Source organism: Flavobacterium sp. N3904, from assembly GCF_025947305.1.
In the GTDB taxonomy this organism is placed as follows: Bacteria; Bacteroidota; Bacteroidia; order Flavobacteriales; family Flavobacteriaceae; genus Flavobacterium.
Genome location: NZ_CP110009.1, coordinates 3,325,862 through 3,349,524, shown reverse-complemented (window position 1 = coordinate 3,349,524; position 23,663 = coordinate 3,325,862). Strand labels below are relative to the sequence as shown.

The 23,663-nt window shown below is 38.2% G+C and carries 16 protein-coding genes and 1 pseudogene; 10 read left to right on the top strand and 7 right to left on the bottom strand.

Annotated elements, in window-relative coordinates:
• Positions 1 to 35: 35 nt before the first annotated feature.
• On the bottom strand, positions 36 to 932 hold the full coding sequence (locus OLM57_RS14215; RefSeq protein WP_264564348.1) for a helix-turn-helix domain-containing protein: 897 nt from the start codon (positions 930 to 932) through the stop codon (positions 36 to 38).
• A 172-nt stretch (positions 933 to 1,104) separates the two neighbouring features.
• On the opposite strand from OLM57_RS14215, the gene OLM57_RS14210 reads away from it, so the two are divergent.
• The 10 genes and pseudogenes from OLM57_RS14210 to OLM57_RS14165 all read left to right on the top strand — a co-directional run bounded on the left by OLM57_RS14210 (position 1,105) and on the right by OLM57_RS14165 (position 10,480).
• Positions 1,105 to 1,956: an aldo/keto reductase gene (locus OLM57_RS14210; RefSeq protein WP_264564347.1), complete on the top strand. Its 852-nt coding sequence runs from the start codon at positions 1,105 to 1,107 to the stop codon at positions 1,954 to 1,956.
• Positions 1,957 to 1,990: 34 nt separating this feature from the next.
• Entirely contained in the window at positions 1,991 to 3,139 is a 1,149-nt protein-coding gene (locus tag OLM57_RS14205) for an aldo/keto reductase (protein ID WP_264564346.1), read from the top strand.
• Positions 3,140 to 3,181: 42 nt separating this feature from the next.
• On the top strand, positions 3,182 to 3,661 hold the full coding sequence (locus tag OLM57_RS14200; protein WP_264564345.1) for a nuclear transport factor 2 family protein: 480 nt from the start codon (positions 3,182 to 3,184) through the stop codon (positions 3,659 to 3,661).
• A gap of 115 nt (positions 3,662 to 3,776) precedes the next feature.
• Positions 3,777 to 4,759, top strand: a pseudogene (locus OLM57_RS14195) (aldo/keto reductase).
• A 59-nt stretch (positions 4,760 to 4,818) separates the two neighbouring features.
• Positions 4,819 to 6,405 carry a carboxylesterase/lipase family protein gene (locus OLM57_RS14190; protein WP_264564344.1) on the top strand — a complete coding sequence of 529 codons (1,587 nt, stop codon included), beginning with the start codon at positions 4,819 to 4,821 and terminating at the stop codon, positions 6,403 to 6,405.
• A 29-nt stretch (positions 6,406 to 6,434) separates the two neighbouring features.
• Positions 6,435 to 7,514: an alpha/beta hydrolase gene (locus OLM57_RS14185; RefSeq protein ID WP_264564343.1), complete on the top strand. Its 1,080-nt coding sequence runs from the start codon at positions 6,435 to 6,437 to the stop codon at positions 7,512 to 7,514.
• A gap of 13 nt (positions 7,515 to 7,527) precedes the next feature.
• On the top strand, positions 7,528 to 8,157 hold the full coding sequence (locus tag OLM57_RS14180) for a flavodoxin (protein WP_264564342.1): 630 nt from the start codon (positions 7,528 to 7,530) through the stop codon (positions 8,155 to 8,157).
• A 34-nt stretch (positions 8,158 to 8,191) separates the two neighbouring features.
• A complete protein-coding gene (locus OLM57_RS14175) occupies positions 8,192 to 8,890 on the top strand; it encodes a carboxymuconolactone decarboxylase family protein (RefSeq protein ID WP_264564341.1) in 699 nt (232 codons plus the stop codon).
• Between the two features lie 17 nt (positions 8,891 to 8,907).
• A complete protein-coding gene (locus tag OLM57_RS14170; protein WP_264564340.1) occupies positions 8,908 to 9,960 on the top strand; it encodes an alpha/beta hydrolase in 1,053 nt (350 codons plus the stop codon).
• A 10-nt stretch (positions 9,961 to 9,970) separates the two neighbouring features.
• The gene (locus OLM57_RS14165) at positions 9,971 to 10,480 is read left to right on the top strand and encodes a cupin domain-containing protein (RefSeq protein ID WP_264564339.1); all 510 of its coding nucleotides are present in this window, start codon (positions 9,971 to 9,973) and stop codon (positions 10,478 to 10,480) included.
• Between the two features lie 594 nt (positions 10,481 to 11,074).
• Here OLM57_RS14165 and OLM57_RS14160 read toward each other — a convergent pair.
• From OLM57_RS14160 to OLM57_RS14135, 6 genes are all read right to left on the bottom strand, one after another.
• Positions 11,075 to 12,217 carry a tyrosine-type recombinase/integrase gene (locus tag OLM57_RS14160; RefSeq protein WP_264564338.1) on the bottom strand — a complete coding sequence of 381 codons (1,143 nt, stop codon included), beginning with the start codon at positions 12,215 to 12,217 and terminating at the stop codon, positions 11,075 to 11,077.
• A 360-nt stretch (positions 12,218 to 12,577) separates the two neighbouring features.
• A complete protein-coding gene (locus OLM57_RS14155) occupies positions 12,578 to 16,225 on the bottom strand; it encodes an Ig-like domain-containing protein (protein ID WP_264564337.1) in 3,648 nt (1,215 codons plus the stop codon).
• 127 nt (positions 16,226 to 16,352) lie between these two features.
• On the bottom strand, positions 16,353 to 17,240 hold the full coding sequence (locus tag OLM57_RS14150) for a PorP/SprF family type IX secretion system membrane protein (protein ID WP_264564336.1): 888 nt from the start codon (positions 17,238 to 17,240) through the stop codon (positions 16,353 to 16,355).
• A 19-nt stretch (positions 17,241 to 17,259) separates the two neighbouring features.
• Complete coding sequence (locus OLM57_RS14145) at positions 17,260 to 19,713, bottom strand: gliding motility-associated C-terminal domain-containing protein (protein ID WP_264564335.1); 2,454 nt, start codon at positions 19,711 to 19,713, stop codon at positions 17,260 to 17,262.
• Positions 19,714 to 19,802: 89 nt separating this feature from the next.
• Entirely contained in the window at positions 19,803 to 21,962 is a 2,160-nt protein-coding gene (locus OLM57_RS14140) for a glycoside hydrolase family 97 protein (RefSeq protein WP_264564334.1), read from the bottom strand.
• Between the two features lie 284 nt (positions 21,963 to 22,246).
• Positions 22,247 to 23,614, bottom strand: coding sequence for an alpha-amylase family glycosyl hydrolase (locus OLM57_RS14135; RefSeq protein WP_264564333.1), 1,368 nt, complete (start codon positions 23,612 to 23,614; stop codon positions 22,247 to 22,249).
• Positions 23,615 to 23,663 lie beyond the last annotated feature (49 nt).

The window sequence follows — 23,663 nt, the reverse complement described above, 5'->3', positions numbered from 1 at the left end:
TGCCTTCTTTTTGTAAAATAGTATAAGTGCTTTAATCAATTCAAGCTCCTATACTCATTAGGTGTATTACCAACATGCTGTTTAAAGAAACGAGTAAAGTGCTGCGGATATTTAAATCCCAGTTCATAAGCGACTTCATTAATTGTTTTGGAGGAGTCAAATATTTTATTTTTCGCCACGTCAATGATTTTATTTTGGATGTACTCCTGAGCAGATTTTCCTGTTTCTTTCTTAATCAGGTCTCCAAAATAGTTGGCAGATAGATTAAGCTCTGCTGCGTAATAAGCAACAGAAGGCAATCCCAAAATATTAGGTTTATCAGAAGAAAAGTAACCATTTAACAATTCTTCGAATTTTTCAAGAATTCCTTTGTTGGTAGTATCTCTGGTGATAAATTGACGGTCATAGAATCTTTCACAATAATTCAAAAACAGCTCAATATTGGAAGCAATAAGTTTTTTGCTGTGCTTATCAATAGATTGTTTTAATTCAGCTTCGATTTTTGCGAAGCAGTCAAAGACAAGCTGTTTTTCTTTTTCGGATAAATGAAGAGCTTCACTGGTGTTATAGCTGAAAAAATTGTAATCATTAATACTTTTTGCAAGCGAAGTACCCCGAATTAAGTCAGGGTGGAAAACCAATCCATACCCCATCGGTTGATAAAAATCTGTTTTGTTTTCTACGTCAATTGTCTGGCCTGGCGAAATAAACACTAAGGTTCCTTCCTGATAATCGTAATAATTACGGCCATATTTTAGGTCTCCACAGTTCACTTGTTTCAAAACTATGCAAAAAAGCCCAAAGTTCATTTTGGAACCAGTCCTTGGATTTGCTTTAGAAAAATCAATCACACTTACTAAAGGATGTAATGTCTCATGATTGTTAAAAACGTTGTAGTCGTTAATGGTCTCAAAGTTAAATACTTGTTCCATGTCTTTTGTTGTTTATTACACAAATTTAGGTATTTAAGATTAGTTTAAATAGCTGTTTGTTTATAATCAGTAATCTTGGTAGGAGATTCAGTAATCCGTATACCATTGCCCTCGTATTTAGTTCTGAAATTTGCTGTAAAAGAATAATTTAAAACTTTAAAGTGATTGTAATATGTTCAATATTAAATTAAATAATGGTGTTGAAATGCCAATTTTAGGTTTCGGCGTTTTTCAAATACCAGATGCAGCGGAATGTGAGCAAGCTGTACTGGATGCTGTTGAAACTGGGTATCGTTTAATAGATACAGCTGCATCATACCAAAATGAAACTGCTGTTGGAAATGCAATAAAAAAATGTGGCATTGCCCGGGAAGAGTTATTTATCACAACCAAGCTCTGGGTACAGGATGCGGGATATGAGCAAACAAAGGCTGCTTTTCAAAAATCTTTAGACAAGTTGCAGCTGGATTATCTGGATTTGTATCTGATTCATCAACCGTATGGCGATGTATTTGGTTCATGGAAGGCCATGCAAGAATTACATGAACAAGGAAAGATTAGAGCCATTGGTGTAGCCAATTTTCATCCCGATAGATTAATAGATCTTATTGTAAATAGTGGTTTCACACCTGCGATTAACCAGATCGAAACGCATCCGTTTCATCAACAGCTCGCATCTCAAAATTTTTTAGAACAGAACCATGTGCAAATTCAATCCTGGGGCCCTTTTGCTGAAGGGAAAAATAACATTTTTGACAATAATTTATTGATGGGTATTGCCAATAAACATGATAAAAGTGTTGCACAAATTATTCTTCGTTGGTTGATTCAAAGAAATATTGTTGCTATTCCAAAATCAGTTCGTAAAGAAAGAATGCTTGAGAATCTCAATGTTTTTGATTTTATGCTTTCGGCACAGGATATGAAGAAAATTCAGACTCTGGACAAAAAAGCAAGTTTGTTTTTTGACCACCGGGATCCAAATATGGCAAAATGGTTGAGTGAAAGAAAACTGGACTTATAATTATTAAAACTTTTATCTAATTAAAAATTGAATTATGAATCGTCGAAATCTATTAAAAACTGCAGGACTTGCAATTGCTGGAGGTGCATTAGTACCTTTATCTTCTTTTGCTTTATCCTCAAACTCGGAAATTAAACCTTTTCATAATGACAACTTATTACAGCCCGTTCCTGGCAAGCGCAAACTTGGTACCTCGCTTGAAGTTTCCAGTATAGGGCTGGGTGTTCAGAACATGAGCCGAACTTACCAGACTACAGTTCCCTCTCGCCCGGAAATGCTCAATATCATTCGGACGGCATTTGATAAAGGAGTAACACTATTTGATGCTGCCGAGGCTTACGGTCCTTTTGAAGTGGAAAAAATTCTTGGAGAAGGTGTAGCCCCTTTTCGAAATAAAATAGTAATCGAAACGAAGTTTGGATGGAATATTGACCAGGAAACAGGTAAGCGATTGCCTGGATTGAACAGCCGTCCGGAACACATCAAAATAGTAGTGGAGGGAATGCTTAAAAGACTTCGTACCGACAGAATAGATTTATTGTATCAGCACCGTGTAGACCCGCAAGTTCCTATCGAAGATGTAGTTGGAGCTATTCAGGATTTGATAAAAGAAGGTAAAATATTGCATTACGGATTGTCTGAGCCAGGATCTCAAACCGTAAGAAGAGCACATAAAATTCATCCCATTACGGCCATTCAAAATGAATATTCAATGTTGTGTCGTGGCCCGGAAAAGGAAATCATACCGCTTTGCGAAGAATTAGGTATAGGATTCGTTCCTTGGAGTCCGCTTGGAGTTGGTTTTCTAACGGGAGCCATCGATGCTGATACGCGTTTTGCTGCAGGGGATATCCGTGGCAATGAGACTCGTTTCTCACCAGAGAATCTGTCCAGAAATTTGGCACTTGTAGATTTATTAAAAAAATGGAGTAAACAAAAACAAGCCACGCCTGCCCAAATTGCGTTGGCCTGGCTATTGGCTCAAAAGCCTTGGATTGTGCCAATTCCAGGAACTACGCAGATGGCACATATGATCGAAAATATTGGAGCTGAAAATGTAAAATTTACTGCCGCTGAATTAATGGAATTCAATAAACAGTTGGATGCTATTCCAATTTTGGGAGAGCGTTTACCTTCATTTGTCCAAGCTTTTTCTGATATTGAAGCTCCGCTAAAGAAGTAATATTAAAATTATTAAATACAATTTAACCCTAAACTATATAATATGAAGAAGTTTATTATAGGACTGTTTGTAATGGCAAGTGTGCAATATTCATCAGCTCAAGAAAATAAAACAAGTAATATAGTTCCAAATTATGCAAAAGAGGAACAAGAAGTTATTCAGCTCTCTAAAGACAAATGGCAATGGATGGCTGATAAAAATGTCGATAAACTTACACCTTTGTTTGATGATAAATCTGTTTTTGTCCACATGGGAGGAAGTTGGGGAAAAACCCAAGAAATCAATGTCATTAAAAGTGGAGGAATTCATTACAAGAAAGCAGATATTCATGAAGTGTCAGTAAATATCATTGGGAATACGGCTATACTTCTAAACAGAATTACATTACTAGCTGTCGTTGGAGGTAATGAAGTTACCAATCCATTTATTGTGACTGAAGTATATATAAAAGAGAAAAATAAATGGATCTTAGGATCATTATCATTTACCAAAGTACTTACTCCTAATGACGCACCACATTAAATGTTTATCCGAATGAAAATTAGGTAATAAACAAATCTAACAGGAGAAATTTACAGTACTACTGGATTCACGTTCGGTGAAAGAAGTAATTCTAAATGTTTAAAAAATTAAGAAAATGGAAAAGAGAATTTTAGGAAATAACGGACTTGAAGTATCCGCATTAGGATTAGGCTGTATGGGGTTAAGCTTTGGATATGGCAAGCCGACTGAAAAGAAAGAAGCCATTGCGCTAATCAGGGAGGCATTTGAAAAAGGCATCACTTTTTTTGATACAGCAGAATGCTACGGTCCCTTTACAAACGAAGAAATAGTAGGAGAGGCATTGGAACCATTTCGCAGAGAAGCAGTCATTGCCACCAAATTTGGCTTTCAGGACGGGGATTCTACCAAAGGTTTAGACAGCAGCCCGGCTAGGATAAAAGCAGTGGTTGAAGCTTCGCTAAAAAGATTGAAAACAGACTGTATCGATTTGCTTTATCAGCATAGGGTTGACCCAAATGTGCCTATCGAAGAAGTTGCCGGAACAGTTAAGGAACTGATCCAAGCGGGAAAGGTAAAGCATTTTGGCCTTTCGGAAGCTGGTGTAGAAACCATTCGCAGAGCCCATAAAGTTCAGCCAGTAGCAGCATTGCAAAGCGAATATTCATTATTCTATAGGGAACCGGAACAAGAAATTATCCCAACTTTAGCAGAACTGGGAATTGGATTTGTGCCTTTTAGTCCGTTGGGTAAAGGTTTTTTGACAGGAGCCATAAATGAAGAAACAAAATTTGAAGCTTCGGATTTTCGAAATATTGTACCAAGATTTTCAGAAGAAAATAGAAAAGCCAATCAGACATTAGTAGATTTAGTAAAATCAATTGCAGTCGAAAAAATTGCCCGCCATCTCAAATTGCTTTAGCATGGTTGCTGGCCCAAAAACCTTGTATTGTACCAATTCCTGGTACAACTAAATTATATCGCTTAGAGGAAAACATTGGAGGAGTAGAAATTTATTTAAGTAAAGAAGAATTGGACAATATCGACTCAGCACTTAAAAATATAGAAATTATTGGTGCTCGTTACCCTCAGCAATTACAGGATAGAGTAGGCAAATGAGCAGATTATCAGTAAGGGCTAAAAGTTAATCTTGTCATTCCATAATTAAATTATAAAATATGAAAAAACTATTTGCTAGCATTATTTTGCTCTGTATGACTTTATACTTAAATGCACAACAAAAGACTATCGATCCTACAGAGGTCCATACAGCCTCAGGAACCGTTCGCGGAATAATTGAAAATGGTGTTTCTGTTTTCAAAGGTATCCCATATGCAGCGCCACCTGTTGGTGTAAATCGCTGGCGTCCACCGCAGCCAGTAATACCATGGAAAGAAGTACGAGATGCTAGTAAATTTTGTGCAGACTGCCCACAGGCTGGTTGGCCCAGAGGTTCTGGTATGTCTAAAAGTTCCTCTGAAGATTGCTTGTTTCTGAATATATGGAAGTCAGCCACAGCAACAAAAAAATCAAAATTACCTGTTATGGTATGGATTCATGGCGGGGCATTTGTGTTTGGGAGCGGTGCAGGTCTTTCAGGAACTGCATTTGCAAAACAAGAGGTAATACTTGTTTCCATCAATTATCGTTTGGGTCGTTTAGGTTTTTTTGCATTTCCTGCTTTAAGCAAAGAGAATCCAAATGAATTTAAAGGAAGCTATGCCTATATGGATCAGATTGCTGCATTAGAATGGATTCAGAAAAATATTGCTGCTTTTGGTGGAGACCCAAAGAACGTAACTATCTTCGGAGAGTCCGCAGGTGGGGTATCGGTACATTCGTTAATGACTATTCCCTCAGCCAAGGGATTATTTCAAAAGGCAATTATTGAATCTGGAGGAGGCCGAGATGGAGTACTTACAGCTCGACCGATTGACAAAGAAAATGCTGACCCATATTATCCTGTTTCCGCTGAAAGTATCGGAATTAATTTTGCCAAAAGATATGGTATTGAAGGTACGGATGCTGAAGTACTAAATAAATTGCGATCACTAAGTGCTTCTGAAATTGTTGACGATGGACAAGAAACTGTTAATGGGATACCAACTTATTCGGGACCTATTCTTGATGGACGATTAGTCACCGAAACAGCTGAGAGTTCCTACAAAGCGGGGAGGCAACATAAAGTTCCGTTAATTATTGGTTCGAATAGTGCAGAAGTACCGGGAGGCTTTGTGAATGCTGGCTCGAAGGAAGAGTTGCTTTTGATTTTTGACAATCATAAAGATGCATTTTCCAAGGCCTATGATACTGATGGTAAAGGCGATTTCGGCATGATGCTCACACTTGTCAACACAGATAAAGTTTGGGCAGAACCGGCTCGCTTTATAGCAAGAACTCTTTCAGATAAAGGAACACCTGCTTATTTGTATCTATTCTCATACGTGCCTTTATCCATGAAAGAAAGGATGAAATATGGAGCTTCTCACGGATCTGAGATTCCGTATGTGTTTGATAATCTGATTGAAAGCAATGGCTCTGCAATTTCTCCAAAAGACAAAGAAGTTGCAAAAATAATGAATGCCTATTGGGTCAACTTCGCCAAAACTGGAAATCCAAATGCGAAAGGTTTGCCGCAATGGACTATTTACAACACAAAAAAGAATGAGGTTTTCGAGTTTGGGCAAGATGGATCGGCGGGCATTATTGATGACAATAGGAAAGCACGACTCGATGTTATGGAACAGGCAGATGAGAAAAAATAGTATTTTTATATAGAAATAAAGAAAGTAAGATGAAAAACAAAATTTATAGTTATCGGAATAGTGTCTGTCTATTATTGATGCTGGCCAGTGGCTCCATTTTAGCACAGGAAAAACAAAAACCATTAATTATAGAACAACAGGGAAGTTTTACTGTTGGAGGTACAATAATTGAGAATCAGGGTACTTTTGATCCATACAACCCGACACCAGCCGGACAGACATTGCGAGGGGATCATGCCTATGTTTTTTATCAAATTCCAGTTACCGTGAGAAAATTCCCTTTGGTCATGTGGCACGGAATCGGTCAGTTTTCCAAAACATGGGAAACAACTCCGGACGGACGTGAAGGATATCAAAATATATTTTTAAGAAGAGGTTTCGGTGTGTATGTAATAGATCAGCCAAGAAGAGGTGATGCCGGACGCAGTACGGTAACAGCAACAATAACTGCTACTCCGGATGAGCAGCAATGGTTTGGGACTTTTAGAATTGGTATTTATCCCAATTATTTTGAAGGTGTTCAATTCGCTAAAGATCCAGCGACACTCAATCAATATTTCAGATCAATGACGCCCAGTATTGGACCAATCGAAATACCTATTATGACGAGTGCAGTATCCGCATTATTTACTAAAATAGGCCCCGCTATTCTTGTTACACATTCTCATTCAGGTGGGATGGGTTGGCTAACAGCTATTCAAAATCAAAACGTAAAGGCCATAGTCTCTTATGAACCCGGAAGCGGATTCCTTTTCCCCGAAGGTGAAGTCCCTGCTCCAAAACCTAGTGCAGGCGGTACGCTTGAAGCATCTGGAATTTCAATGGCAGATTTTATGAAACTTACCAAAATTCCAATCATTATCTATTATGGTGACAACATCCCTTCTGATCCTATTAAAAATCCAGGACAGGATGGCTGGAGGGTTCGTCTTGAAATGGCAAAATTGTGGAGAGATAAGGTAAATAAGTATGGTGGGGATGTTACTGTAATTCATCTTCCTGAAATTGGAATTAAAGGAAATACCCATTTTCCCTTTTCAGATTTGAATAATATTCAAATTGCCGATCTTATGTCTAAATGGTTGAATGAAAAAGGGCTGGATAAGTAATTTTAGATATAAAATGAAGAAGTTAACGACATTTTGGTTTATCACAACTTTACTTGTTTGTATGTTTTCAAGCTGTAGTAAAGCGCAAGAGACAATTCCAGATAATGATGAATCCCTAACGGATAAAAATGTATTGATTGTTTACTTGTCACGAACTAAAAATACCAAAGTTGTAGCAGAGATTATTCATAAAAAGGTTGGGGGTACATTAGTGGAGCTTGAATTGGAAAAACCATATCCTCGAGACTACAAAATGATAGTGAGTCAGGTTGCAAAAGAAAACGAAACGGGATATCTGCCTCCGCTTAAAACAAAAATTGCCAATATTAAAAAGTACGATGTTGTATTTGTGGGGTTTCCAACCTGGGGAATGCAATTGCCACCACCTATGAAAAGTTTTTTGAAGCAATACAATTTAGAAGGAAAAACAATTGTCCCATTTAATACCAATGCGGGTTATGGAATTGGAAGCAGTTTTCAAACTGTAAAAGAGCTTTGTCCTAAAAGCACAGTTGTGGAGGGATTTTCTACCAAAGGTGGGATAGAAAGAGATGGAATTTTATTTGTAATGGAAGGCGAAAAGGAAAAACAGGTTGATGTAGAAATTCAAAATTGGTTGAAAAAATTAAGTTTAATTAAATAAGAAACTCGGAATGAGGGCACTCTCAAAATTAATAATGTTAGTAGTCATAATCGCAAATGTTTCGACTGTGAATGCACAGACGGAAGCTGTTGAAAACCTGAATAAAAAACAACAAGCTATCATAAGAATTGCTGCAGTTACAGCCAAAGGAGATTTAACCAGACTTAAAACGGAACTCAATAGCGGACTGGATGCCGGATTGACAATAAACCAGATCAAGGAAAGTTTGGTGCATTTATATGCTTATTGTGGTTTTCCACGCAGTATTCGGGGGCTGCAGACTTTTATGGTTGTGTTGGAGGAACGCAAAGCCAAAGGGATTAATGATGTTGTAGGAACCGAAGCATCAATAATAAAAGAGGAAAACAGTAAATATGAGCGCGGAAAAGTAATTTTGACAGAACTTACAGGAGTATCACAAGAGGGTCCAAAATCGGGCTATCTAGCATTTGCGCCCGAGATGGATGTTTTTCTGAAAGAGCATCTTTTTGCTGATGTTTTTGAGCGTGATGTTTTGACCTATTCCGAAAGGGAACTTATTACAATATCGGTTCTCAGCAGTATTGGCGGTGTGGAGCCTATGCTGAATTCTCATCTAAAAATATGCCTGAATGTTGGGTTGAGTCCAAATCAGCTGCAGGAGTTTATAGGAGTTATAAAATCATCAGTCGGAAATAAAGAAGCAATTGCTGCCCAGGAAGTTTTGAACGAAGTACTCAAAAGCAAAAAGTAAAATTTAAAATAATAAGGATGAAAAAAATAGCATTCATTGTAACAACAATACTAATTATAAACATGGCAAATGCACAATCTATCCAAAAGAGATATGAGCAAAATCCTTTTACTCTGGTATATGACGGAGCCATAACCAAAAATGAGAAAGGAAAAGTAAATATTCATCCTGTAAAGTATAAACTCAATGGAAGTGAAATCGCTGCCAATGTCTATACACCGGCAAATTATGATGTTTCAAAAAAATATCCTACTATAGTGGTAGCACACCCTAACGGTGGTATTAAGGAACAAACAGCCGGATTGTATTCGCAACGTTTGGCTGAGGCGGGCTATATCACTATTACTGCCGATGCAGCCTATCAAGGTGCAAGTGGTGGAGAGCCTCGGCATACTGATAAACCTGCAAACCGCATAGAAGACATCCGTGGTATGGCCGATTTTATTACTCAGTACGCAGGAGTAGATGTAAACCGTTTAGGTGTTTTAGGTATTTGCGGCGGAGGTGGTTATACTTTAAAAGCAGTGCAGAGTGATAAACGCTTTAAAGCCGTTGCAACGCTGAGTATGTTTAATTCAGGTGAGGTAAGGCGTAATGGCTTTCAGAATTCCCAATTAGCAACTGTGCAGGAACGTTTAAAGAAAGCGTCAGATGCCCGTGCTCAAGAGGCCAATGGTGGAAAAATGATTTATGCAGGAGTAGCGACTATAACAGATGAAGAAATCGCTAAGACTAAAACTGATCTTTATCGCGAAGGATATGAGTACTATTATAGAACTCATGCACACCCAAATTCCACTTTTTTATATACAATGAGCAGCCTAATGGACTTAATGACTTGGGATGCTGCTACAAATATGGATTTAATCAATCAACCCCTTTTAATGATAGCCGGAAGCAAAGCGGATACAAAATATATGACAGATGAAGCATTTCCTAAAGCAGTCAACGCCAAAAGTAAGGAACTTTTTATTATTGAAGGAGCTACTCATATACAGACCTATTGGAAACCTGAATATGTATCACAAGCTGTTAATAAATTGGTGGGTTTTTATCAATCCAATCTTTAATAAAAAAAACATGAAGAAAATAATTTTTGAAAAAGGAATACTATTTGCTTTTATTACCTGTATAACTATTGGGTTAATATCATGTAATAATGGTAAAGTACAGCATTCGGATACTGAAAAAGTAGATGCAATTCTGATTTTTCCAAAAGGAGATAAAGTTACTAACGCTAATTTTTCAGGTAATGTATGGTTGAATAATTTGGTTCAGGCAGATAGTATTAATCAAAATGCAGTTGGAAACGTAACCTTTGAGGCAGGGGCAAGAACCAAATGGCACAGTCATCCTTCAGGACAAATTATACTGGTACTTGAGGGCATCGGGTATTATCAGGAAAAAGGGAATCAAAAAATTGTTGTTAGAAAGGGAGATGTTGTAAAATGTCCAGCTAACATTCCCCATTGGCATGGTGCCAGCAACGATTCAAATTTTATTCAAATAGCCATAACAGGAAGAGAAAAAGGAGAAACAATTTGGTTTGATCTTGTAACGGATCAGGAATATAATAGTAAATCAAAATAGTAAAAATTCAGATAGACATTGCTTCATCTGGAATGGTAGAGTTGACCTTACCCAGCCTGCTACCCAAGTTATTCATCTCCAGTCCAATTGATTGCTCTGTAGTATTTGTATACGACTCAGTCGGGTGGATTGACAGGTGTTCCAGCATCTGTTTTATTGCATAAATACTCATATAACCATAATGAGTAACTTCGATACCAAGTATGTTTGGCTCTATGTGTGTTCAATTCGCAAGTAAAACATATAGCACTGAAAGACGGAGATGTCCTGAACAGTTTGGAGTCTTATGATTGGTAATACAGATCTTTTCGAGCGTGTGCAATTCACGAGCGGTGAGTGGTCTTTTGACGGTATTTGTTATTTTACACGTTGAGCTCTGAAATGAATCGGTTACGATGTAGCTTTAACATCTCTAGAGGTTTGACTTATGAGAAACCTATTTTAGACGAAAAAACGCAAGTCTAAAAAGATTCCTCAGTCATTACGTGAATAATAATGCATCAAAATAACACCTCCCTTTGACTTTAAAGCGACTGAAATAAACGCCTTAAAGTCAAAGCCAAGAATTATTTTTTTACCAGTATTAAAAATTTATTATTTAAATGAAATTTTATTAGTTGTTTCTCTTTTTTTCTCGTCGATGATTTTCGTATATATCTGAGTGGTCTTTATATTTTTGTGCCCCAGCATTTTTGATACCGTAAAAATGTCGGTACCAGCTGCCATCTGCAGTGTTGCATAAGTATGTCGAAAACAGTGAAAAGTAATATGCTTCTCAATAGCTGCATCTTTAATCCAAATGGGTATCAAACGGTCAAAATCCCATTTTTTTAAATTTAAAAAAATTTTCCCATGCTCCATTCTTTGTTCCCCTAAGAATTCAAGCGCTTCCTCAGAAATTGGAAGGGTCAAGGGCCTGTCAGTTTTCTGCTGCTTAAATCTTATATAATAACCTTCATCCGCACTGTATTGCACTTCTTCCCATGTAAGTTTTGATATGTCTGAATAACGCATGCCTGTTAGCAGAGAAAAAAAGCTTATACGCTTTACAATCTCCTTTTTACAAGGTGTCCTAAACAGTCTTGTAGCTTCTTCCATAGTAAGGAAGTTCCTTTGGGACTCCTGTTCCTTGATGCTTTCGACCGCAGCATTAACATCCGTTTGTAGTAATCCTTTTTTGTAAGCTTTTCGCAAGGTGGCCTTGATCTTATTAAAATAGGATAGGGCAGTGTTTTGAGCCAAAAACTGGCCTTTTTTCTTTAAACATTTTGCCTTCAAAATGTATTCCCTGAAATCCTCAACAACTGTTACATCAATTTCCTGCATTAATATGTCCTCGTTCTTAAGAAACTTTTCAAAATGGATAATTGCATATTTCCAGATTTCAGCGTTATTGCCAGTCTTGATTTCTGCTGTCTGTTTTATATACTGCAGGAATGATTTTTTTCCTATTTCCTGCAGACGAAGCCGCTCTTGTTCAAATGGTGTATAGATTTGCTGCTTGTTCAATTCATTAAGCCTATTTGCACAAATTACCTCGGCCTTGTGCAAATTTTCTGAATTCATTGCTTTATCAATATTATTTTTTGGTTTTGAAACCAGATATAAACCTAAATACTCTATGCGCGAAAATTCTCGAGTTTTAGCGTTATAGATTGGAGGGAAAAAATCAAGATATAATGTAATCTTCCCACTTGGCAGCGTCCTTTTTCTTAATGTAACATTTATATTTTGCATCTTCCAACAGCATTAAAAATTATATCAATATCCTGTTTGGCTTAATAGGTGAATTTTTCTATAAAAGATTAACGACCCAGTTTTTACTATGATTAATAAATGGCGAGGTACAAATAGGACAGTTGGCATAATGTAATGTGGATTTTGTATTTGGATCCCGATAGCTATCGGGATTGCTTCGCATGTTCTATCTCGAGTGGCAATCCCGAAAATAGGGATTAATCTAGTACCTAACCCTTTGTCATAAGGAAACTAAATTCGTAAATGAAGTTCTCCATAAATGTATTCGTCGAATTTATTTTATAAAAAAGGGTGTATGAAAATTATTTTCATACACCCTTTCCTTTTTTAATTATTAAATTATTTTACAATCAGTTTTTTGGTAACGTTAATTTCGTTCGAACGAATTGTCACAAGGTACAAACCCGAAGGTAAATTGTGATTGATTTTTGCTGGACCTTTTATAAGTGTTACATGTACAACTCTACCATTCAGATCTGTTATTGTTACTGTTGCCAAATCATTGGCGTTCAATTCGGGTACTACTATATAAAATTCATTGTCTGTAGAAGGATTTGGGTAAATAGTCACCGAAGTTGATCTGTTTTCGGCCTGAACACTTATTTTGGAAGTTCCCAACTTGGCTGTTGAAGTGGTTTCCAGTTGCCATTGGGCACTAAACCAACCGTCTTGGGCATTTGCATATTGTGCAGCTCCTGTTTGATTTTCGACATGAATGATGTTTCCTGATTGCCATCTGTTTCTGATTCTAATCCAAGTACCATCAATATAGTCACTAGACCATTGAGCACTCCACCAAGTCGAATCATTACCATTACATTGTACAGATCCTGTTTGATTTTCAATATGCATTAATTCTCCTGTGGCTACATTTTTAAGTACAAAATAGGTGGCGTCGATTGCAATTTTTTGCCATTTGTAACTATTGTCTACTATGGTTACACCATATCCTACATTGGCTCCAGCATCATAAAGATAAGTTCCTTTCCATCTGTTTTTAATGGTATAATAAGTTCCTGCGGTGGCTGCATTTACGGTCACTACACAAGTCGCTGTTTTAGCCCCATCCTGAGAGGTTACTGTAATTGTAGCAGTTCCCGCCGCTATTGCTGTTACTAATCCTGTTGCGTTCACAGACGCGATTGTTGCATTGCTTGAACTGTAGCTTACTGTTTTATTGGTAGCTGTTACAGGAGCAATTGTTGGTGCCAATTGTTGGGTTCCACCTGCAGTTAATGTTGCAGTTGTTGGACTAAGTGTTACTCCAGTTACGGCTACATTTGCTGCATTTACCGTAACAGCACAAGTTGCAATTTTGGAGCCATCCTGAGTAGTTACCGTAATTGTTCCAGTTCCGGCCGCTATTGCTGTTACTAAGCCTGTTGAGTTCACAGACGCAATTGCTGTATTGCTTGAACTGTAGCTTACTGTTTTATTGGTAGCTGTTACAGGAGCAATTGTTGGTGTCAATTGTTGGGTTGCACCAGCGGTTAATGTTGCTGTAGTTGGACTAAGCGACACTCCTGTTACAGCTACATTTGCTGTGTTTACAGTTAAAGTACAAGTTGCAATTTTCGATCCATCTTGAGTAGTTACCGTAATTGTTGCAGTACCCGAAGCTAAAGCACTTATCAAACCTGTAGCGTTTACAGAAGCGGTTGCTGTATTGCTAGAACTGTAGCTTACTGTTTTATTGGTCGCTGTTGCAGGAGCAACTGTTGGTGTCAATTGTTGTGTTCCGCCCACCGTTAAAGTTGCAGTTGTTGGAGCTAAGGTAACTCCGGTAACGGCTATATTTGTTCCTGGATTGGTATCGTACCAAATGTCATTCATGTACCAACCTGTTTTAGTTCTGTTTAGATTGACCGTTTGATTGGTTCCATCATTGAAAATTAGATTCGTTGAGGTTACATTAGTAAAAGTATAACTATACCAACCATTACCGGCATCAGTCATAGCAACACCCGGCCATGAACCATCAGCTAATATTCCAGTAGGCAGAGCGCTCCACCAGTATATTTTGATGCCTGTTCCCCAAGCAGTAGGTTTATAGAAATTAACTGTAAAAGTAACATTGGCATTTACAGTAATTGAAGCAACGGCAGTTTTACTTCCATTTTGCGTGGTCACGGTAATATTGGCCGTTCCTGCTGCAACTGCAGTAACCAATCCGGAAGCATTTACTGTGGCAACGGCTGTATTGCTTGAACTCCAAGTAACTGCTTTATTGGTAGCATTTGCGGGTGCAACCGTTGCAGTAAGTTGTTGTGTATTGCCTGCATAAAGACTTGCCGATACTGGTGAAACACTTACGCTGGTTACAGGAATTATTGCTACAGTTATTGCAGCGGTGGCTGTTTTATTTCCATCTGCAGTGGTTACTGTAATGGTGCTTGTTCCTGCGGCAACTCCCGTAACTAAACCAGTAGCATTTACACTTGCAACGGCTGTATTGCTAGAAGTCCAAGTTACGGATTGATTGGTAGCATTAGCTGGTATTAGTGTTGCACTAAGTTGTTGTGTAGATCCAATAGCGACTGTGGCAGTGGTTGGACTAACCGCTACTCCCGTAACAGCAACAACTGCGACATTTGTATTGGTCAAAACTATATATTGATACGCTGCAAACGATTGCGTAGCTCCCGATGTCAAAGTTACTGTAGTTCCTGTATAAGCATCTTTATAAGTACCCGCAAAACCAGCTGGTATTACAAAAGTTTTGGCAGCATTTCTAAGATTGGCCATTACAATAACTTTTTCTGTACCCAATGTTTTGGTAAACGCGCAAATGTCATCACTGGCATACGGTGTCATTACACCTCGTCTAATGGCCGTACTGCTATTTCTATAGTTAAGTATTTTTGCAAATTCGGGTGTCGCACCAGTATTGCTCCAGTTGATTTTTACTCCTGTATAAGGCCATGGAATAACTTGGTTGAAGGCTACTTCCTGTCCGCTGGTCAAGAATGGAACCCCTTTCATATATCCCGAAACCAAGAAATTGGCAACAACACCTGCGTTACTTTTGAAAACGGTAAAAGGCGCTGTATCCGAATTGTTTTCGGAGTCGTGGTTTGCTGTCCATCTTACTTCTTGCTGGCTTCCTGTGGCATACGTATATTCCATGTCGTTGGTAGTCTGGAATCGTGTAGAAACAGGTCCTCCACCAGCCACATTTTTTAAGGCGTCATAAAACCATTTATCTCCAAAATTCAAATCAAATCCGGCTTGGAAATTTTGTAAACGATCTCCTTCGGCAAGCATCAATAAATTATGAGAAGTAATCCCTCTTAAATTTCCAATGATTTCTGTCCAGAAATCAAGAGGCGGATTGTTGGCAAAATCACAACGGTATCCATCAATATTGGCTGCAAAAATCCAATAGCGCATGGCGTCTTTCATCGCTGCACGAAGCCCCGCATTGTTAAGATCGAGTGCTGCAATATCACCAAAATTGGCCAATTGATTGATTGTTGTACCCGTTCTCATATAATAGTCCGGATGAGAAATAGTCCAAGGATGATCCCACGAAGTTCCGTTTACGGCAATGTCCAACATTACGGCCATACCTTTGGCGTGAGCTGCATCTACTAGGTTGCGCATATCGGATAGGGTTCCGTATTCTGAGCCTACCGATTTGTAATCCTTTATACAATAAGGGGAATTGGTGCTTCGTGGATCAGTGCCATACGGATAAATAGGCATCAGATACAAAACATTAATACCGAGTGATTTGATTCGGTCTAAATCGGCAGTGACTGAAGCAAGATTCCCTGCTGCACTGTGCGGACGAATATGCACCTGATAAATATTGGCATCTCTTGGGTCGGGTACTCCTGTATATGGAGTTCCATACTGAGCAGGGTCTTGTGCATAAAGGGAACTGGCAAACAATACCAGCAGCAGCATGATGGTCTGGCTCATCGAAAGTAGCCGATCATTAATTTGGCTACACCATCGGTTTAGTAATTTGGTAGTTTTATTCATAATATTTATAGTTTGGTTATTTGATTACATCGTTAATAGTAGTTTTTGTCAATAGTAATTGTAGGTATTAATGATTTTAAAAAAAAGGCTGTCTAAAATGAATAGACAGCCTGATAATATTGATTTTTTAAAATTTATATTGTAATAAAATTTCATTGGTGTTTTTTACACTTGCCATTGTTGGAACGGTGCTGATTTCATACGCATATCCAATGATGAATTTTTCTTTAAGAATAAAATTTGCTGTTGCAGCATAGGCATTGTCTGTTCTGTATAATGCGCCCACTTCAAAATTATTATGTATTTGCAACTGCGCACTGAAAGCGGTTGTAAAAGGAGCATCAGTAACATATCTGGCCAATAGAGAAGGTTTTAAAATCAATGTTCCTTCTGTATTTAAATTGAAATTATAGCCGCCGCCTAAGTAAAAACTAGGCCTGTTGTCTTCTACAGTTGCATATCCATTATCATTTTTTGCGCTTTCTATAGTCAATAATTGCGGAGCCGACAGAGACACATAAAACTTCTCATTTTTTAATAATGCCCCTGCGCCAAAATTGGGTTTAAAAGTGTGAATTGAACCCAAAGCAGGATCTACTTCCATATTATACATTTCCAATCCTGCCGTATTGACATTAAATGCATTTGCTCCCGCATTTACGCCAAAATACAAATCGGTGTTTTCATTCATTTTTACTGTATAGGATAAATCAATATTTACAACGGTTTGTTTTTCTATAAAAGTGGACGAATTGACAACAGCAACGCCAAATCCAAGGTTGTTTACCAAAGGCATTCCAAAAGAAAGTGCCTGAGTTTTTGGTGCATCTGCCACTCCGCTCCACTGATTTCGAACGGAAGTTGTGATTATCGTTTGACCATCAACCCCGACATAAGCGGGATTGACAAGACTCATTTGATAGGGATAAAAGGCGAATGAGCCTTCTTGTTGAGCAAAAACTGAACTACAAATTAAGAGTAGTGCGCTTGCCAATATATACTGTATTTTTTTCATGTTACTTTTTATTTATAAATTATTTAGTAATGTAAATCCACCCTTGTTTGTCAATAGAACCATCATTACCCAAATCAATTTGATAGAAGTATGATCCTACAGCGACTGTTGTACCTGTGTTTTTGTATTCTCCATTCCAATTATTTTTGTAATCGTTGGAATAATACACTTCAGATCCTGTGTTGTTTATAACACGAACAGAAGAATTAGGATGATTGATTAAATTGTTTATAAACCAAGTGTCATTTATACCATCTCCATTCGGAGTAAATGCTTCGGATACATTTATTTCGTCCAAATCGCAAACATCGCCAATACCGTCATGGTCAACATCCGATTGATTTTGATTGTAGGTTGTAGGGCAGTTGTCATTTATATCCAAAATTCCATCAAAATCATGATCTTCATTAAATATTTCGATAGTAATGCTTTTGGTTGCTGCACCAATTGAATTAGTAGCTTTTACGGTATAATTTATGGCCGCTGTCTCAACTGCTGGTCTTCCGGACAGTGCTCCAGTTGTAGTATTTAAAACCATTCCGATCGGTAAAGTAGGAGTTATGCTAAAAGTAGCCGATGGATTTGTAGTTACCGTTGGGGTTACCGTTTCCATTACCAGGTTAATCTCAAGTTTAAGAGTACTTGGATACATTAAATCTGTTGGCACTCCTTGTATTTCAATACTAACTGCTTTAGAAGAAAAGCCATAACTATTCGTTGCAGATACTGTATATACTGTTGCTGTCTGAATGCTGGTAGGCGTACCACTGATAATACCCGTAACAGCGTCGATTTGCAGGCCTTGTGGCAGTACTGGATTTACAGTATAAACAATATTTCCAAGACCTGCATCTACAGTTGGTACTAAGCTTGTAATAGCTGTATTGGCAACAAAAACATTAGGAGTAGTATAATTTAAATCACTTGGTGCAGATGGCACAAGAATGCTATAAGCTGCAGTTATTTTATTAAATGTAACATTGTAAATTCCTGCAGTTGGCACCGGAATACCATTGGCATCAACTACCGCTATTCCAGCTGGAAAGTCTATTCCTCCCCAATTGTAGGGCAATGTCCAAGCGTGATCACCTCTAAATTTTAATGCGCCAGGTACTAATGAAACATTTTTAAGACGGTAATGAATACCATCCGAAGTAAGCATATCGGTATCAGTTACCCAACCTCCAGGAGTTGCATCTCCAAATATACTGATGGTTTGAAATGTAAAACTGTAAACCCCGGTTGTTTTATTAAAAGTGATATTGTAAATACCATCACTTGGAATAGGAATTCCACCAGCATCAATAACAACTGTTCCTGATGGGAAAGCCGTTCCTCCCCAGTTATAAGGTAATGTCCAAGCATGATCTCCTCTAAATTTTAATCCGCCAGCTTTTAACGAAACGGCATTTAACGTATAAATAATTCCATCAGTTGTGACCATGTCAGTATCTGTATCCCAAGAACCCGGTGTTGCATCACCAATTATACTAATTACCTGATACGTTACAACAGTTGGAGTAAAAGAATAAACTGCAGATGTTTTATTAAAAGAGATATCATATTTTCCAGCGGTCGGAACGGGAATACCACCCGCATCAACTATTGCAGTTCCTGAAGGAAAAGCTGTTCCGCCCCAGTTGTAAGGTAATGTCCAGGCGTGATCTCCCCTAAATTTTAATGCTCCAGCGATTAACGAAACTCCTTTAAGGGAATAATTTGTACCGTCTGCAGTGGTCATATCGGTATCAGTCACCCATCCTCCCGGAGTGGCATCGCCAAAGATGCTAATTATTTGAGAAACTGTAAAGGAGTAAGCTCCAGTTATTTTGTTAAAAGTAATATCATAATTACCCGCAGTCGGTACAGGAATTCCATTGGCGTCAACTACCGCAGTTCCTGATGGGAAAGCAGTTCCGCCCCAATTGTATGGGAGATCCCAAGAATGGTTCCCTCTAAATTTTAATGCCCCTGGAATTAATGCTATGTTTTTAAGGGTATAGATAGTGCCGTCTGTGGTTTTCATGTCCGTATCGGTTACCCAACCTCCCGGTGTTGCATCTCCGAATATACTTATTACTTGGGAAACCACAAAAGAATAAACCCCTGTAGTTATATTAAAAGTAATATCATAATTACCCGCAGTTGGTACCGGAATTCCATTGGCATCAACTACTGCTGTTCCTGAGGGAAAGGCTGTCCCTCCCCAGTTATAAGGCAAATCCCAAGAATGATTCCCTCTAAATTTTAATGCACCAGGAACCAATGCAACGGCATTAATGGTATAAGTGGTTCCATCAGTGGTTGTCATATCTGTATCGGTAACCCAACCTCCAGGAGTGGCATCCCCAAAGATACTTACTGTTAGAAAAGCTGAATTTCTGTATTCCACTGAAGTCAGTGGCGGCTTTGTTGCATTTGCAAAATTAATTGTCAAAAGGCAAAGAATAAAAAAGAGTATTTTCTTTTTCATAGTTTTTGGTTTTTTAGTTAATATTAATGTTTGTTTTTCTGTTTAATGAACCCTTTTATAAACACAGTTGTTTTGTAATAAGGTTTGTTTTATATTTTCTTCAATCCTTTCATTTCTGAGTCGGTTGCTTCTTTGATGCTAATGGCAATACCTCCACCGGGAGCAATGTATTGTTTGAGCACGGTTTTAGAAGTTACAATCACTTTAGAAATAACATAGCTTTGAGGCTTTTCGTTCCAACTAGCATCTTTGGCATCGCCATAAATAGTGGCGATGTATTTTTTTCCGGCAGGCAAATAATTGAAAGCAATAGTTGCCGTTCTGGAGTTTTCATCGGTGATGCCACCTACGAACCAAGCCTCTTTTCCTTTGGCTTTACGAGCAATAGTAATATAATCTCCTGGTTCTGCTTCTAGAATGTAGCTGTTGTCCCAATCTACCGCCACGTCTTTGATGAACTGAAAAGCATCGGGGAAACGGTTGTAATTATCTGGAATATCAGCCGCCATTTGTAGTGGGCTGTACATAGTTACATAATACGCCAGTTGTTTGACCAAAGTGGTATTTACTCTTTGATTCCCACCCGTTTTGTAATAGGTAAGATCGGTCTGGAAAATCCCTGGAGTAAAATCCATTGGTCCGCCCATCAATCGGGTAAATGGCAAAATGGTTGTATGCTCAGGAGCTAAACCACCCATCGCTTCAAACTCGGTTCCTCTGGCAGATTCCTGTGCGACCCAGTTAGGATAGGTACGATTTAAACCGGTAGGACGAACTGCTTCGTGACTGTCAATCATGATTTTATAATCGGCGGCGCGCTCGGCTACGTGTATGTAATGATTGACCATCCATTGCCCGTCATGATGCTCGCCACGCGGAATGATTTGTCCCACATAACCTGTTTTTACAGCATCGTATCCATTGGCATTCATGAACTCAAAAGCGCGATCCAGACGGCGTTCGTAATTGGTGGCAGCACCAGAAGTCTCGTGGTGCATGATGATTTTTACCCCTTTGGCGGCGGCGTGCTCCTGAACGGCTTTGACATCAAAATCGGGATAAGCGGTTGTGAAATCAAAAACTTCTTCTTTCCAATTGCCAATCCAATCTTCCCAACCAATGTTCCAACCTTCAATAAGGATGGCGTCAAAACCATTTGCGAAAGCAAAATCAATATATTCTTTGGCATGTTCAGTCGTCGCTCCGTGTTTTCCGTTTGGCGTAAGCTTGGTAAAATCTTGGTTTAATTTTACGTTATTCTCCACTCCGTAAGCCCAAGTGCTTTTTCCTGCCACAAAATATTCCCACCAAATTCCGATGTATTTCACGGGTTTTATCCAGGAAACATCTTTGTATGAAGTAGGTTCGTTGAGGTTTAGGATTAATTTGGAAGCTAAGATTTCAGTTGCTTTATCACTCACGACTATGGTTCTCCAAGGCGTTTGGGCATCCGTTTGCATATAGCCTTTATTGCCAACAGCATCGGGAGTCAGATGACTGCTCATTTTGAAAGTTGTAGCATCCACATTCAAGGACATGGAGGGATAATTGATCAAGGCAGCTTCGTGAATATTGATATAAAGACCATCATCGGATTTCATCATCGAAGGGGTTTGCACCGCCAATTCTTTGATGGGTTGTTGCGCATTCATAAAAGGCGTGGCTTTTTTTATCAGCAACGGAATTTCCGAGATTTTCGAAGTGGTGTACGCATATTCATTAGTATCATAATCGCCTGGAATCCAGAAAATTTTATGATTTCCGGCCAATTGGAATTCGGTGTGTTCTTCCTTGATTATAAAATATTTCAGACCATCCTGTTTTGGAAATTCATATCGAAAACCCAATCCGTCGTTGAATAAACGGAAACGAATGCGGATGTAACGGTTGTTGTTTTTGGCCTGTGCCAAAGTAACTACCAGCTCGTTGTAATTGTTTCGAATGGTTTTTTCTTCGCCCAAAACAGGATTCCAGGATTCATCTACCAATTTTTGTTCGGTATTTGTGATCGAAAATCCATCCATAAACGAAGGAACATCTGTTGCTTCCAATCCCAAAGTACTTGGCTTGATTACCGCTTTACCTTTATAGGATAATTGATAGGTTGGCGCACCATTTGTGGCAAGCTCAAATTTTAAAATAAGATTTTTATTGGGTGAATTTATTTCTTGCGCTTGTACCAAAAAGGGCACAAGGCAAATAAATAGATATAACGCATAGAGATGTTTTTTATTAAATTTAAAAATCATTTTTTTGTTTTTTTTGAATTAAAATAATAAAGCAAAGACGCACAAAGACAAATAGTTTCGAAGTATTAAAAATTTAAACAAACCCATACAATTACTTGTAAACAAGAAGTTATATGAACTAAATCTTTGATGCCTTTGTGGCTTTGCTGTACTAAATATAATGATACAGATAGCCTCAATCGAGCTCCATTTCGATCCGGATTTACATCTGGAAGGTGGAGCTGGATTGGACATAATTATGTATAGTTACTACTCTGAATAACTATAGGAAAACTAATTTGGGACTAATTTTTCAAAACCATATATTGATACGGTTGTAAGGTGATTTCTGAAGTTAGAGTTACCGCAGCACCACCAAAAGCATTTTTCCAAGCAATTTTAAGAGGTATAGGGACAATATATTTTGCTGGACTACTGGTTAAATTAGATAGAACTAACACTTTTTCGGTATCGGTTTCCATAGTGAATACACTTACGGCATCGCTACTGTATCCTTTGAAATTTCCTCTTTTTATCGCATTACTTGAATTTCTGAAAGCAACAATTTTCTTGTATTCTGCTAACATATCCAGATCAGCTGTACTCCAATCAATAGGAGTATGAGAGAAATAATCAATTCTTTTTGCGTAACCAACTTCTTGAGCGTTGTAAATCATTGGAACCGATTTCATATAAGCTGCTACGACAAAAGTGGCTATAGATCCTTTTTTCCCGCCAAACAATTCTAGTGGCGTACCATCAGATAAATTGACGTCATGGTTTGTAGTGTATCTCACAATTCGTTGTGAGTTGTCATAATTGGTAGCATATTCTGTCGCATTTGCATCTTGAATTGTAGTTGCCGCTTTTCCTTCGCTGAATACTTTTTTCAAAGCACCAAAATAACCAAAGCCAAATGTATAATCAAAACCAGCTGAGAACTGATTCACTTTTGATCCTTCGGCAAGCATTAGGAAATTTTGGTTTTTAATTTTTCGTAATGAAGTAATGGCATCAGACCAAAAACTTTTAGGAACGGCATCGGCATAATCACAACGGAAACCATCAATGTTTGCATTGTAAACCCAGTAAGACATAGCGTCAATCATGGCAGTTCTCATGTCCTGATTGGTAAAATCCAATTGCGCTACATCATTATAATTTGTTCCGGGAGGTATAATAATATTTCCTTTGGAATCTTTTTGATAATATTCTGGGTGAGCAGTTATCCAGGCATTATCCCAAGAGGTATGGTTGGCAACCCAATCCAAGACAACCCCCATATTTTTTTTGTGGGCTTCGTCTACCAAAACGCGAAGATCTTCCAATGTGCCAAATTCGGCATTCACCGCTTTGTAATCCTTAACGCAATATGGAGAACCTACCCCTTTTACAACACCTATTGGATAAATAGGCATTAAATAAATAACATTTACTCCAAGTTCCTGAATATATGTTAGTTTATCCTGAACTCCTTTTAAGTTTCCTGCCTGACTAAATGCACGAATGTTTACTTGATAAATTACGGCATCTTCTTTTTTAGGCATTTTTTCAAACCGTGTTCCATATTGTGGATAAGGCGATACTGGAGTTGACTCATTATCAGAGGAACTGCAGGCTGCTAGCACCGAAGAAAAGATAAGTGCAAAAACGATGTTGATATATAATTTCATACGTAGATAATATTTATTTTTAATGAATATTGTATCGCCAGATCTTCAT

Bases quoted from the DNA above. Each gene is read 5' to 3' on its own strand.
- OLM57_RS14190 (WP_264564344.1), top strand. From the start codon at position 4,819: ATGAAAAAACTATTTGCTAGCATTATTTTGCTCTGTATGACTTTATAC.
- OLM57_RS14185 (WP_264564343.1), top strand. From the start codon at position 6,435: ATGAAAAACAAAATTTATAGTTATCGGAATAGTGTCTGTCTATTATTG.
- OLM57_RS14145 (WP_264564335.1), bottom strand. From the start codon at position 19,713: ATGAAAAAGAAAATACTCTTTTTTATTCTTTGCCTTTTGACAATTAAT.
- OLM57_RS14165 (WP_264564339.1), top strand. From the start codon at position 9,971: ATGAAGAAAATAATTTTTGAAAAAGGAATACTATTTGCTTTTATTACC.
- OLM57_RS14205 (WP_264564346.1), top strand. From the start codon at position 1,991: ATGAATCGTCGAAATCTATTAAAAACTGCAGGACTTGCAATTGCTGGA.
- OLM57_RS14210 (WP_264564347.1), top strand. From the start codon at position 1,105: ATGTTCAATATTAAATTAAATAATGGTGTTGAAATGCCAATTTTAGGT.
- OLM57_RS14140 (WP_264564334.1), bottom strand. From the start codon at position 21,962: ATGATTTTTAAATTTAATAAAAAACATCTCTATGCGTTATATCTATTT.
- OLM57_RS14160 (WP_264564338.1), bottom strand. From the start codon at position 12,217: ATGCAAAATATAAATGTTACATTAAGAAAAAGGACGCTGCCAAGTGGG.
- OLM57_RS14180 (WP_264564342.1), top strand. From the start codon at position 7,528: ATGAAGAAGTTAACGACATTTTGGTTTATCACAACTTTACTTGTTTGT.
- OLM57_RS14170 (WP_264564340.1), top strand. From the start codon at position 8,908: ATGAAAAAAATAGCATTCATTGTAACAACAATACTAATTATAAACATG.
- OLM57_RS14155 (WP_264564337.1), bottom strand. From the start codon at position 16,225: ATGAATAAAACTACCAAATTACTAAACCGATGGTGTAGCCAAATTAAT.
- OLM57_RS14215 (WP_264564348.1), bottom strand. From the start codon at position 932: ATGGAACAAGTATTTAACTTTGAGACCATTAACGACTACAACGTTTTT.
- OLM57_RS14200 (WP_264564345.1), top strand. From the start codon at position 3,182: ATGAAGAAGTTTATTATAGGACTGTTTGTAATGGCAAGTGTGCAATAT.
- OLM57_RS14175 (WP_264564341.1), top strand. From the start codon at position 8,192: ATGTTAGTAGTCATAATCGCAAATGTTTCGACTGTGAATGCACAGACG.
- OLM57_RS14135 (WP_264564333.1), bottom strand. From the start codon at position 23,614: ATGAAATTATATATCAACATCGTTTTTGCACTTATCTTTTCTTCGGTG.
- OLM57_RS14150 (WP_264564336.1), bottom strand. From the start codon at position 17,240: ATGAAAAAAATACAGTATATATTGGCAAGCGCACTACTCTTAATTTGT.